Raw genomic sequence first — 11,383 nt, forward strand, 5'->3', positions numbered from 1 at the left:
CGAACAAAATCAAACTACCGAATAATTCGTCCGCCGCATAGATCATTATTTTCGGTAGGGCGCTGGCGTGCTTTTCATCCCCCCCGGGAACTATACAAGCCCCGGTTAGCGTGCTATTTGTGATCGTGACAACAAAAATAACATCACATCAGGCAAGGAAAAAATGATACCGACTCTCAGGCGCTCAACCGCAGCGCTGCTGGCTTCGTCGTTGCTGTTAACCATTGGCCGCGGCGCAACGTTACCTTTTATGACGATCTACCTCACCCGCCAGTACCATCTGGAGGTGGATAAAATCGGCTATGCGCTGTCGAGCGCGCTGATCGTCGGGGTGCTGTTCAGCATGGGTTTTGGCATTCTCGCCGATAAGTTCGACAAAAAGCGCTATATGACGCTCGCCGTGCTGGCGTTTATTGGCGGCTTTATCGCTATTCCTCTGGTCAATAGCGTCGCGCTGGTGGTGTTTTTCTTCGCGCTGATTAACTGCGCTTACTCCGTCTTCTCTACCGTGCTGAAAGCGTGGTTTGCCGACGTGCTGTCGCCGGAAAAGAAGGCGCAGATTTTTTCCCTTAACTACACCTTTCTCAATATTGGCTGGACCGTTGGACCGCCTATCGGCACTCTGCTGGTCATGCACAGTATTAACCTGCCGTTCTGGCTGGCGGCCGGCTGCGCCGCCCTTCCGCTGGTATTTATTCAGCTGTTTGTGCAGCGCACCAGCGCCGCGATTGCTCAGGATAACGCGGTCCAGTGGTCGCCGTCGGTGCTGCTGCGCGATCGCGCTCTGCTGTGGTTTACCCTTTCCGGCCTGCTGGCCTCCTTTGTCGGCGGCTCTTTCGCTTCCTGCATTTCTCAGTATGTGCTGGTAGTAGCGGACAGCGATTTTGCCGAAAAAGTGGTTGCGGTGGTACTGCCGGTTAACGCGGCCGTGGTGGTGGCGCTGCAGTATGCGGTTGGTCGTCGCCTTACCGCCCGCAATATTCGCCCGCTGATGACCTTTGGGACGGTTTGTTTTGTGCTCGGGCTGGGCGGTTTTGTTATTTCCGATAACAGCCTGCTGTTGTGGGGCCTCTCCGCCGCCATTTTTACACTCGGAGAGGTTATCTACGCGCCGGGGGAATATATGCTGATCGATAACATTGCGCCGCCGGGCATGAAAGCCAGCTACTTTTCCGCCCAGTCGCTGGGCTGGCTGGGGGCGGCGTTTAACCCGATGCTGACCGGAACGATTCTGACCCATCTGCCGCACTGGTCGCTGTTTGTGATATTGATGCTGGCGATTATCGCCGCATGGCTGATGATTTTCCGCGGCATGAACGTTCGTCCGTGGAACGGTAGCACGGTCGCCCGCGCCTGATGCCAGGCGCCGTGCGGCTGTCAGGTTGCTGTCGCGTCCCTGTCGGGTTCCGATCGTGGTGCCCGACAGCCCGCTCGATGATACTCCATCTCAGGTTTTCACCCGGAGATAGAAACAATGAACAGTAGTCATCAGGTTAAACAATTACGTTTGCAGCGCGCCTGGTCGCAGGAGCAGCTTGCCGAACTGGCCGGCGTCAGCGTGCGCACCATTCAGCGCATCGAGAACGGCGACCGTCCCGGCCTCGAGACGCTCAGCGCGCTTGCGGCGGTATTTGAAGTTAACGTCGCCGAGATTAGCGGCGAATCGCCGGCGGGCCACGAAGCGTCGCTGGATTTACGTATTGAGGAAGCCAAAGCGCGCGTCGAACGCGAGAGCCGTTTTTACCGTTCATTGACGGTGGCCGTCGTCGTTTGCGTTCTGCTGGCGCTGCTGAACTGGCTGAGCGGCGCAGAGAGCTACTGGTCCGCATGGGTGGCGATCGTCTGGGGAGCGCTGCTGGCGGTTAAAGGGTTGCGTCTGTTTGTTTTTGGCGAATGGATTAATCGCTGGCGTCAGGCGCGCCTGCAGCGGCTGCTGCGCAAATAGCCCTCTGCGCGCTTTTCCCGGGGGCGGCGCTGTCGTGCCTTGCCCGGGCTACGGGTCCATCGCCGTCTGCGAGCGGTAGCCCGGACAGATGCGCAGCATCGCCTCCGGGATACCATATCTAGTGCGGACTATGGCGATCTCCCCGGGGGCGGCGCAAAGCGCCTTGCCCGGGCTACGAGTCCATCGCCGTGTGCGAGCGGTAGCCCGGACAGATGCGCAGCATCGCCTCCGGGAAACCATATCTAGTGAGGACTATGGCGAGCTCCCCGGGGGCGGCGCAAAGCGCCTTGCCCGGGCTACGGGTCCATCGCCGTCTGCGAGCGGTAGCCCGGACAGATGCGCAGCATCGCCTCCGGGAAATCATATCCAATGCGGCCTGTGGCGATCTCCCCGGGGGCGGCGCAAAGCGCCTTGCCCGGGCTACAGGCCATCGCCGTCTGCGAGCGGTAGCGCAGACAGATGCGCAGCATCGCCTCCGGGAAACCATATCTAGTGCGGACTATGGCGATCTCCCCGGGGGCGGCGCAAGCGCCTTGCCCGGGCTACGGGCCAGCAGACTGCTGTATACCTGTAGCCCGGCTAAGCGCAGCGCGAGCCGGGGGGAGGCCGCCATCCGGGGCGAGTTAAATGGTGACCATCCCTCGGACGCCTTCGGCTTCCATATCGCCGCCGTTGCCCTGCTGGATAATCGCGCCGCGCGACATCACCAGATAGCGATCCGCCAGACCGGCGGCAAAATCATAAAACTGCTCGACCAGCAGAATCGCCATATCCCCGCGGTTCGCCAGCTGACGAATCACCTCGCCAATCTCCTTAATCACCGACGGCTGAATGCCCTCCGTCGGTTCATCAAGAATCAACAGCTGCGGACGGCTGGCCAGCGCGCGGCCAATGGCCAGCTGCTGCTGTTGCCCGCCGGAAAGATCGCCCCCGCGCCGCTGCTTCATGGTTTTCAGTACCGGAAACAGCTGATAAATCTCTTCCGGTACCGCGCGCGCGTCGCGGGCGGGAAAGCGGGACAGCCCCATCAGCAGATTCTCCTCAACCGTCAGGCGCGGAAAAATCTCCCGCCCCTGGGGCACGTAGGCGATCCCCGACTGCACCCGCTGGTGCGGTTTACGGTGGGTGATATTCTTCTCCTGCCACAGCACCTCGCCGCTGCGCGCCGGGATCAGCCCCATCAGGCACTTCAGCAAGGTGGTTTTCCCCACCCCGTTGCGCCCGAGCAGGCAGGTGATCTCGCCCTGGCGAGCGGCAAAATCCACTCCACGCAGGATATGGCTGCCGCCATAATATTGATGTAGTTGATTAACCTGTAACATCCGCGCTCCTTAGCGTCCGAGATAAACTTCAATCACCTGTTCGTTGGCCTGCACCTCGCGCAGCGACCCCTCCGCCAGCACCTGTCCTTGATGCAGCACCGTCACCCTGTCGGCGATGGTTTCGACAAAGCCCATATCATGCTCGACCACCATCAGCGAATGCTGCCCGGCAAGGGTGCGGAACAGCTCGGCGGTATATTCTGTCTCCGCATCGGTCATCCCGGCGGCGGGTTCGTCCAGCAGCAGCAGATGCGGCTCCTGCACCAGCAGCATGCCGATTTCCAGAAACTGCTTTTGCCCGTGCGACAGCAGCCCCGCCGGCCGATAGCGTTCGCCCTCCAGCCGCAGCAGGCGCAGGGTTTCGCTGATTCGGTCGGCCTGCTCGCTGTTCAGGCGCGCCCGCAGGCTGGCCCACACCGATTTATCACCTTTCATTGCCAGTTCGAGATTCTCTGCCACCGTCAGCGCCTCAAAGACCGTCGGTTTCTGAAACTTGCGCCCGATGCCCTGGCGGGCGATGGCGATGGGATCGAGGGTTGTTAAGTCCACCGACTGATCGTAAAGCGCCCTGCCGCTCTGCGGCCGGGTTTTGCCGGTGATGACGTCCATCAGGGTAGTTTTACCGGCGCCGTTCGGCCCAATCACGCAGCGTAGCTCGCCCACACCAATCTGCAGCGACAGGTTGGTCAACGCCTGAAAACCGTCAAAGTTGACGTTAATCTCTTCCAGCTGCAGTACCGGATCGGTCTGCTCGCGAAAGCGGTCCGTCGGCAGCTGGCGGGTAAATAGCTCTTCATCCAATGGCATCAGCGATCTCCTTTACGCAGCAGGCCGATAACGCCACGCGGTAAAAACAGCGTCACGATAATAAAAATCAGTCCCAGAAAGAGCTGCCAGTACTCCGGCATCGCCACGGTAAAGTAGCTTTTCGCGCCGTTGACCAGCCCCGCGCCGAGCACCGGGCCGATTAAGGTTCCGCGACCGCCGAGCGCCACCCAGATGGCCGCTTCGATAGAGTTGGTCGGCGACATTTCGCTGGGGTTGATGATCCCGACCTGCGGCACGTACAGCGCCCCCGCCAGGCCGCACAGTACGGCGGAAAGGGTCCATACCAGCAGCTTAAAGCCGCGCGGGTCGTAGCCGCAGAACATCAGGCGGTTTTCAGCATCGCGCACCGCCGTCAGCACGCGGCCAAATTTGCTTTGCGCCAGCAAATAGCCAATCCACAGGGTGAGCAACAGCAGCAGTACCGTGGCCATAAACAGAGCCGCCCGCGTGCTGATGGCGGTAACGGAGAAACCGAGCAGCGTGGTAAAGCCGGTAAAACCGTTGTTACCGCCAAAGCCGGTTTCGTTACGGAAAAACAGCAGCATCCCGGCGTAGGTGAGCGCCTGGGTCATAATCGAAAAATAGACGCCTTTGATTTTCGAGCGGAAGGCAAACCAGCCGAAAACCAGCGCCAGCAGGCCGGGCACCAGCACCACCAGCAGCATAGCCCAGGCGAAATGCTGGGTGCCCCACCAGAACCACGGCAGCTCGCTCCACGACAAAAACGACATAAAGGCCGGCAATCCGTCGCCCGCCGCCTGGCGCATCAGGTACATGCCCATGGCGTAGCCGCCGAGAGCAAAAAAGATCCCATGGCCAAGCGAGAGCATCCCGGCATAGCCCCAGACCAAATCCAGCGCCACGGCGACAATGGCGTAGCAGAGTATCTTGCCGGTCAGCGTCAGCAGCCAGGTGGAGACCGCCAGCGGATGCGTGGCGGGCAGCAGCGCCAGAAACGGCATACTTAGCAGGCCCAGCAGTAGCAGCACGCCGAACCAGCGCAGCGGGCGCGGCGCTTTGCGCGCCAGCGTTAAGGTAATAGGTTGGCTCATCAGTCAATAACCCTCCCTTTGAGGGCGAACAGTCCCTGGGGACGTTTCTGGATAAACAGGATAATCAAGACCAGAATCAGGATCTTACCAAGCACGGCTCCCATCTGCGGTTCAAGGATTTTGTTAAAGATGCCAAGACCAAACGCCGCCGCCACGCTGCCCGCCAGCTGACCCACGCCGCCGAGCACCACCACGAGGAAGGAGTCGATAATGTAGCCCTGGCCCAGCTCGGGCCCGACGTTACCGAGCTGCGACAGCGCGACGCCGCCCAGCCCCGCGATCCCCGAACCGAGGCCAAACGCCAGCATATCGACCCGTCCGGTCGGCACGCCGCAGCAGGCCGCCATCGCGCGGTTTTGCGTCACAGCCCGCACGTTCATCCCTAGCCGGGTCTTGTTCAGCGTCAGCCAGGTAAAGAGCAGCACCAGCAGCACGAAAACCAGTACCGCCAGACGGTTCCACGGCAGGATGAGATTCGGCAGAACCTGCACGCCGCCGGAGAGCCATGCCGGATTGGCGACCTCAACGTTCTGCGCGCCAAACAGCATCCGTACCAGTTGGATCAGCATCAGGCTGATCCCCCATGTGGCGAGCAGCGTCTCAAGCGGGCGCCCGTACAGATGACGGATCACGGTGCGTTCCAGCGCCATACCGATACCGCCGGTGATCAGGAACGCCACCGGCAGCGCAATCAGCGGATAGAAGGCCAGCCACTGCGGCGCCAGCTGCGCCAGCGCCTGCTGAACCAGCCAGCAGCTGTAGGCGCCAATCATCAGCATCTCGCCGTGGGCCATATTGATCACCCCGAGCAGACCGTAGGTGATGGCCAGACCGAGCGCGGCGAGCAGCAGGACAGAACCGAGGGAGAGGCCCATAAAAGCCTGGCCGAGAAGATCGCCCAGCAGCAGGCGGTGCTGGATTTTACTCAGGCTCTCCTGGGCCGCCGCGCGAATCGCCGGGTCCGGCTCATGCCGGGCATCGGTATACGGCGTCAGCAGCGCCTGGGTTTCCGGGTCACCGGAGTGGCCGAGCAGCGCGATGGCCGCCAGCCGCTGTGCGGGCTGAGGACTGACAAGCTGTAAACGGGCCAGCGCAATTTCCAGCTGCGACTTCACCGCGCCGTCGGTTTCCGCCGTCAGACGCTGCTGTAGCAGCCCCGCCATCTCAGGCGTCGCTTCGCGCTGCAGGGTTTTCGCCGCCGCGGCCCTTTCCGTGACGTTGTCACTAACCAGGAGATGCGTCGCCAGCGCGCCTGCCGCCAGGTTACGCAGGCGGTTGGTCAGACGCACCGGTTTTGTTGGGCCGACGGGCGCCGGAACCGCGCCCAGCGCCAGCAGACTGTCGCTCTGTTTGCTGAACGCATGACCGCCGCTATCGGATTGCAATGTTTCACTTTTCAGCGCCCGCAGCAGCGGTAAACGCGGCGCTTCGGGCGCGGCGGCCCACTGTTCCAGCAGCTGAGCCTGCTGGCTGCGATTGGCCGCCACAAAATCGTCGGCGTCCGCTGCCTGCGCCCGCCACGGTATCAAGACCATCAGCAGCGCGAAGTAACACATGAGGCGTAATGCGTTCATGGTCGTTCTCCTTTTCGGGGAAATCCGGGCTTCGGGCCCGGAAGACTGAATCATTCACCCCAGCGCAGCGCCGGGGTCTAACGCTTAGTTGCTGACGGTTTTAACCGGGTGATCCGGCTTTTTATCATTCCCGGCAATCCACGGGCTCCACGGCTGGGCGCGTACCGGCTCTTCGGTCTGCCAGACCACGTTAAACTGGCCGTTGCTTTCGATTTCGCCAATCATTACCGGCTTGTGCAGGTGATGGTTGGTGGCATCCATGGTCAGGGTAAAGCCTGACGGCGCCTTGAAGGTTTGGCCGGCCATGGCATCACGCACCTTGTCGACATCGGTCGATCCTGCTTTCGTCACCGCCTGCGCCCACATGTGCAGGCCAACCCAGGTCGCTTCCATCGGGTCATTGGTTACCACGGTATCGGCGTTTGGCAGCTTGTGGGCTTTGGCGTAAGCGCGATAGTCGGCAACAAACTGTTTATTGGTTGGGTTATCGACGGACTCGAAGTAGTTCCACGCCGCGAGGTTGCCCACCAGCGGTTTAGTATCAATCCCGCGCAGCTCCTCCTCGCCCACGGAAAAGGCCACCACCGGCACGTCCGTCGCCTTCAGCCCCTGATTAGCCAGCTCTTTATAGAACGGAACGTTGGAATCACCGTTGATGGTAGAGACCACCGCGGTTTTACCGCCGGCGGAGAACTTCTTGATATTGGCGACGATAGTCTGATAGTCGCTATAGCCGAACGGGGTATAGACCTCTTCGATGTCTTTATCCTGAATGCCTTTGGCGTGCAGGAAAGCGCGGAGAATTTTGTTGGTGGTGCGCGGGTAGACGTAGTCGGTACCGAGCAGGAAGAAGCGTTTCGCCCCGCCGCCGTCTTCGCTCAGCAGGTATTCCACCGCCGGAATCGCCTGCTGGTTTGGCGCCGCGCCGGTGTAGAAGACGTTCGGCGACATCTCTTCGCCTTCATACTGTACCGGGTAGAAGAGCAGACCGTTCAGCTCTTCAAATACCGGCAGAACCGATTTGCGCGATACGGAGGTCCAGCAGCCGAACACCGCCGCCACCTTATCCTGCGTCAGCAGTTGACGCGCTTTTTCGGCGAACAGCGGCCAGTTTGATGCCGGATCTACCACTACCGGTTCCAGTTTTTTACCCAGCACGCCGCCTTTGGCGTTGATGTCATCGATAGCCATCAGGGCGACATCTTTCAGCGGGGTTTCAGAAATCGCCATCGTCCCGGAAAGCGAGTGCATAATGCCGACTTTAATGGTGTCGGCGGCATAAACCTGTAAGGAGAAGCCCATGCTAATAACAGAGGCGGAGAGAGCAAAAGCTTTTAATAGTGTTCGACGCTGCATGTGTGTCACTCCTGAATAGCGCAAAAACAAAAAAATGAATTAACGACTCACCGGAAGTGATAAGGCAAAAACGATGCCAGGTTGTGAAAGCGTCTGAAAGCGCGGCAGAATACGGGGAAAATAAAGGCGGGTGCACAGCGTTGCCTTAAAATAGTGCAACGCTGCGCTATGGAGAGATTACCAGAGCTGCGCGGCGATGCCGGTGACCAGGCGGACTTTATCCCACTGCTGGGCTTCGGTCAGAGAGTTACCCTCTTCGGTGGAAGCAAAACCGCACTGCGGGCTGAGGCAAATTTGCGCCAGCGGGACGTACTGCGCCGCCTCCTGCAGTCGAGCCTTCACCCCTTCCGGGTTTTCCAGCTCCCCGTTTTTAGTGGTGATCAGGCCCAGTACCACCTGCTGATGGCCGGGGCGAACGTAGCGCAGCGGCGCGAAGTCGCCGGAACGGTCATTGTCATATTCGAGGAAGAACGCGTCGATGTTAACGCCGCCGAATAGCACTTCCGCAACCGGCTCGTAGCCGCCCTCGGAGATCCAGGTCGAGCGGAAGTTACCGCGACACACGTGCAGGCCAACGGTCAGATCCTCCGGCTTCCCTTCCAGGGCCTTATTCAGAACGCGGGCATAAATGCGCGCCAGCTCATCCGGGTCTTCGCCGCGCTCGCGCACCTGCTGTCGCTGCTCATCGGAGCAGAGGTAGGCCCAGACGGTATCATCAAGCTGTAAATAGCGGCAGCCCGCATCGTAGAAGGCGCGAATGGCATCGCGCCAGGTGGTTGCCAGGTCATCGAAATAGTCGGCGAGATCCGGATACACCGTCGCGTCGATATCTTTCCGGCCGCCGCGGAAGTGCAGTACGCTCGGGCTGGGAATGGTCATCTTCGGCTGAGCGCTGCCGCTGATGCTCTTTAGATAGCGAAAATCTTCCAGCATCGGGTGATCGCCAAAGGCCAGTTTACCGGTGACGCGAACGCCGTGCGCTTTGGTCTGTACCCCGTTGAACTGAATGCCCTTTTCTGAATCGTAGCGCTCAACGCCCTGTAGTCCGTCAAAGAAATCAAAGTGCCACCACGCGCGGCGGAACTCACCGTCGGTGACCACATGCAGCCCGCACTCGCACTGCTGCTGCACCAGATCGCGAATCGCCTCATTTTCTATCTGCCGCAGCTGCTGCGCGTCGATGGTGCCGGCGGCCAGCTGCTGACGAGCCTGTTTGATGGCGTCCGGGCGTAAAAAGCTGCCGACAATATCTGCGCGGAACGGGGCCTGATGACGTTGCATGGTGTCTCCTTAGCGGCGGGCAAAGTTAATTACCCACCGTGATAGTTTATCATTTGAACTTATAGACTTCTGGATGGCTATATGTCCAGATACTGGCATGCAGAGGTTTCATCGGCAAACGACAATATTTCATGGCACATGAAATAAATTCACTTTGCGAAAGGCAACCCTTCATCTTCCCAGCCGGTCAGGCCGCCGAGCATCATTTTTACCGGGCGCCCCAGCAGAGCCAGCTTCATGGCGGCGACGTCCGCCCCGTTGCAGTGCGGCCCGGCGCAGTAGACCACAAACAGCGTGTCATCAGGCCACTGCGCCATTCTGGTTTCATCAATTTGTCGGTGCGGTAAATGCAGGGCGCCCGGGAGATGACGACGGGCAAAGGTTTCTTCACTGCCGACGACGTGCAGCAGAACAAAATCCACTTCTCCTTCGCGCATCGCGCTGTAGACATCGGCGCAGTCGGTCTCGAGGCTTAGCTTATGACGAAACCAGGCGGCGGCGTCGGTGGAACTGGCGGGGGCAATAGCGGTTACAACACTCATGGCATCTTCTCCTTGTCTGTGATACCACTACTTTAATTAACCGCCTGCGCGACATCTGCCGAGAACCATGACTGAAAACGCTGAAATCCTGACAATCCCATCCGTGACGTTGTCACGCCACCGGGTTGTTGCCCTCGCCTACGATGGCCTGTGTACCTTTGAATTTGGCGTCGCCGTTGAGATCTTCGGCCTGCCGCGCCCGGAGATGGGCGAACGATGGTATCGCTTTGCCGTGGCCGCCGTCGACGACGGTGAGCTGCGGGCAACCGGCGGAATTCGGCTCATGACCGATGGCGGTATGGCGCTATTAGGCGAAGCGGACACCATCGTGGTACCCGGCTGGCGCGGTATTGACTCCCCCGTGCCGCCAGCGCTGTGCGAGGCGCTGGTCGCCGCCCATGCGCGAGGCTGCCGGATAATTTCTATCTGCTCCGGGGTTTTCGTTCTGGCCGCGGCCGGGCTGCTGAACGGCCGCCAGGCGACCACCCACTGGCGCTATACCGACCAGCTGCGGGCGCGGTTTCCGCGCATTGAGGTGATCGATGACGTGCTGTACGTCGGCGCCGAAGGCGTCATGACCTCCGCAGGCAGCGCCGCGGGTATCGATTTATGTTTGCACCTGGTGCGCGAGGACTTCGGCGTCGAAGCGGCGAATCTTGTCGCCCGACGGTTAGTGGTTTCCCCCCATCGCGACGGCGGGCAGGCGCAGCAGATTGTTCGCCCGGTGGCCAAAGCGCGGGAGAGCCAGAGGCTGGGGCAATTATTTGATTTTCTGCACCAGAATCTCGCCGCTGGCCACACCGTGGCCTCGCTGGCGGAAAGAGCCGGCATGGGGCAGCGCACGTTTTTACGCCGTTTCGAAGACGCTACCGGCAAAACCCCCGCCCGCTGGCTGCTTGACGAGCGCCTTCAGCGCGCCACGCAGCACTTAACCCACAGCCGGCTGAGCGTTGAGCAGATTGCCGAGCTTTGCGGTTTCTCAAACGCCAGCACCCTGCGCCATCACTTCCGCCAGCAGTTTGCCCTTAGCCCGTTGCAGTACAGGAAAAGCGCGCTGGCGGGTAAAAAGGGAGAGTGATTCACATGGATAATAGTCACGCTAGGCAATTTGTTAAGCATTTGTTTAGATTAGTCGGGTTAAGATGTATCCAACAACCGTAAACCCGTTCAATGAGGACAACATAGCGCATAGCAAAACTAATGGAGGTTAATCATGCTGGGAAATATGCATGTATTTATGGCAGTTCTGGGAACCATTCTGTTCTTTGGGTTTCTTGCCGCATACCTGAGCCACAAATGGGATGACTGATGAACGACGATAATCCCCACCCGTAAACGCCCCCTGCTGCCGATGCACCAGGGGGCGTTCTGCTTTTGGTTTGCAGGACTTCAATAGACCCCTGACTGTCACTCAAATCTGTTTCACTGTCCGTATTTTAGCTTCAGTGATAAAGCGCCCGTCCCCAGCGAACGCTCAATTTTT

Annotated in this window: 12 protein-coding genes; 4 read left to right on the forward strand and 8 right to left on the reverse strand. The window is 59.8% G+C overall.

The window, feature by feature from the left end:
* The first annotated feature begins 163 nt into the window (after positions 1-163).
* Positions 164-1,357 carry an efflux MFS transporter YdeE gene (gene ydeE / locus ABLU88_RS05780; protein WP_116280552.1) on the forward strand — a complete coding sequence of 398 codons (1,194 nt, stop codon included), beginning with the start codon at positions 164-166 and terminating at the stop codon, positions 1,355-1,357.
* Positions 1,358-1,474: 117 nt separating this feature from the next.
* Positions 1,475-1,945, forward strand: coding sequence for a helix-turn-helix domain-containing protein (locus ABLU88_RS05785; protein WP_014838594.1), 471 nt, complete (start codon positions 1,475-1,477; stop codon positions 1,943-1,945).
* Positions 1,946-2,241: 296 nt separating this feature from the next.
* On the opposite strand, the gene ABLU88_RS05790 is transcribed toward ABLU88_RS05785, so the two are convergent.
* The 8 genes from ABLU88_RS05790 to ABLU88_RS05825 form a co-directional block, all read right to left on the reverse strand.
* A complete protein-coding gene (locus ABLU88_RS05790; protein ID WP_186006144.1) occupies positions 2,242-2,415 on the reverse strand; it encodes a hypothetical protein in 174 nt (57 codons plus the stop codon).
* Positions 2,416-2,568: 153 nt separating this feature from the next.
* Positions 2,569-3,267: an urea ABC transporter ATP-binding subunit UrtE gene (gene urtE, locus ABLU88_RS05795; RefSeq protein WP_014229495.1), complete on the reverse strand. Its 699-nt coding sequence runs from the start codon at positions 3,265-3,267 to the stop codon at positions 2,569-2,571.
* A 9-nt stretch (positions 3,268-3,276) separates the two neighbouring features.
* Complete coding sequence (gene urtD / locus ABLU88_RS05800; RefSeq protein WP_025105756.1) at positions 3,277-4,074, reverse strand: urea ABC transporter ATP-binding protein UrtD; 798 nt, start codon at positions 4,072-4,074, stop codon at positions 3,277-3,279.
* Positions 4,074-5,147: an urea ABC transporter permease subunit UrtC gene (urtC, locus tag ABLU88_RS05805; protein ID WP_014229497.1), complete on the reverse strand. Its 1,074-nt coding sequence runs from the start codon at positions 5,145-5,147 to the stop codon at positions 4,074-4,076. The genes urtD and urtC overlap by 1 nt, the downstream gene beginning before the upstream one ends.
* Positions 5,147-6,721 (reverse strand): urea ABC transporter permease subunit UrtB, encoded by a 1,575-nt coding sequence (gene urtB / locus ABLU88_RS05810; protein WP_047723748.1) that lies wholly within the window; start codon positions 6,719-6,721, stop codon positions 5,147-5,149. Before urtB ends, urtC begins: the two co-directional genes overlap by 1 nt.
* 84 nt (positions 6,722-6,805) lie before the next feature.
* Positions 6,806-8,077: an urea ABC transporter substrate-binding protein gene (urtA, locus tag ABLU88_RS05815; protein WP_014229499.1), complete on the reverse strand. Its 1,272-nt coding sequence runs from the start codon at positions 8,075-8,077 to the stop codon at positions 6,806-6,808.
* A 177-nt stretch (positions 8,078-8,254) separates the two neighbouring features.
* A complete protein-coding gene (locus tag ABLU88_RS05820; protein WP_116280556.1) occupies positions 8,255-9,358 on the reverse strand; it encodes a cobalamin-independent methionine synthase II family protein in 1,104 nt (367 codons plus the stop codon).
* Between the two features lie 149 nt (positions 9,359-9,507).
* Positions 9,508-9,900: a rhodanese-like domain-containing protein gene (locus ABLU88_RS05825; RefSeq protein ID WP_004851202.1), complete on the reverse strand. Its 393-nt coding sequence runs from the start codon at positions 9,898-9,900 to the stop codon at positions 9,508-9,510.
* A gap of 67 nt (positions 9,901-9,967) precedes the next feature.
* On the opposite strand from ABLU88_RS05825, the gene ftrA reads away from it, so the two are divergent.
* Both ftrA and mgtS read left to right on the forward strand, forming a co-directional pair.
* Positions 9,968-10,978 (forward strand): transcriptional regulator FtrA, encoded by a 1,011-nt coding sequence (gene ftrA / locus ABLU88_RS05830; protein ID WP_047723747.1) that lies wholly within the window; start codon positions 9,968-9,970, stop codon positions 10,976-10,978.
* A gap of 135 nt (positions 10,979-11,113) precedes the next feature.
* Entirely contained in the window at positions 11,114-11,209 is a 96-nt protein-coding gene (gene mgtS / locus ABLU88_RS05835) for a protein MgtS (RefSeq protein WP_004102377.1), read from the forward strand.
* Positions 11,210-11,383: the final 174 nt, after the last annotated feature.

Origin of the sequence: Klebsiella sp. GW_Kp182, assembly GCF_040062275.1 — a bacterium.
Classification (GTDB): Bacteria; Pseudomonadota; Gammaproteobacteria; order Enterobacterales; family Enterobacteriaceae; genus Klebsiella; species Klebsiella michiganensis.

Excerpts from the sequence above, each read along its gene's own strand:
- urtB (WP_047723748.1), bottom strand. The coding sequence starts at position 6,721 with ATGAACGCATTACGCCTCATGTGTTACTTCGCGCTGCTGATGGTCTTG.
- urtC (WP_014229497.1), bottom strand. The coding sequence starts at position 5,147 with ATGAGCCAACCTATTACCTTAACGCTGGCGCGCAAAGCGCCGCGCCCG.
- ydeE (WP_116280552.1), top strand. The coding sequence starts at position 164 with ATGATACCGACTCTCAGGCGCTCAACCGCAGCGCTGCTGGCTTCGTCG.
- ABLU88_RS05785 (WP_014838594.1), top strand. The coding sequence starts at position 1,475 with ATGAACAGTAGTCATCAGGTTAAACAATTACGTTTGCAGCGCGCCTGG.
- urtA (WP_014229499.1), bottom strand. The coding sequence starts at position 8,077 with ATGCAGCGTCGAACACTATTAAAAGCTTTTGCTCTCTCCGCCTCTGTT.
- ftrA (WP_047723747.1), top strand. The coding sequence starts at position 9,968 with ATGACTGAAAACGCTGAAATCCTGACAATCCCATCCGTGACGTTGTCA.
- urtE (WP_014229495.1), bottom strand. The coding sequence starts at position 3,267 with ATGTTACAGGTTAATCAACTACATCAATATTATGGCGGCAGCCATATC.
- urtD (WP_025105756.1), bottom strand. The coding sequence starts at position 4,074 with ATGCCATTGGATGAAGAGCTATTTACCCGCCAGCTGCCGACGGACCGC.
- ABLU88_RS05820 (WP_116280556.1), bottom strand. The coding sequence starts at position 9,358 with ATGCAACGTCATCAGGCCCCGTTCCGCGCAGATATTGTCGGCAGCTTT.
- ABLU88_RS05825 (WP_004851202.1), bottom strand. The coding sequence starts at position 9,900 with ATGAGTGTTGTAACCGCTATTGCCCCCGCCAGTTCCACCGACGCCGCC.
- ABLU88_RS05790 (WP_186006144.1), bottom strand. The coding sequence starts at position 2,415 with ATGCTGCGCATCTGTCTGCGCTACCGCTCGCAGACGGCGATGGCCTGT.
- mgtS (WP_004102377.1), top strand. The coding sequence starts at position 11,114 with ATGCTGGGAAATATGCATGTATTTATGGCAGTTCTGGGAACCATTCTG.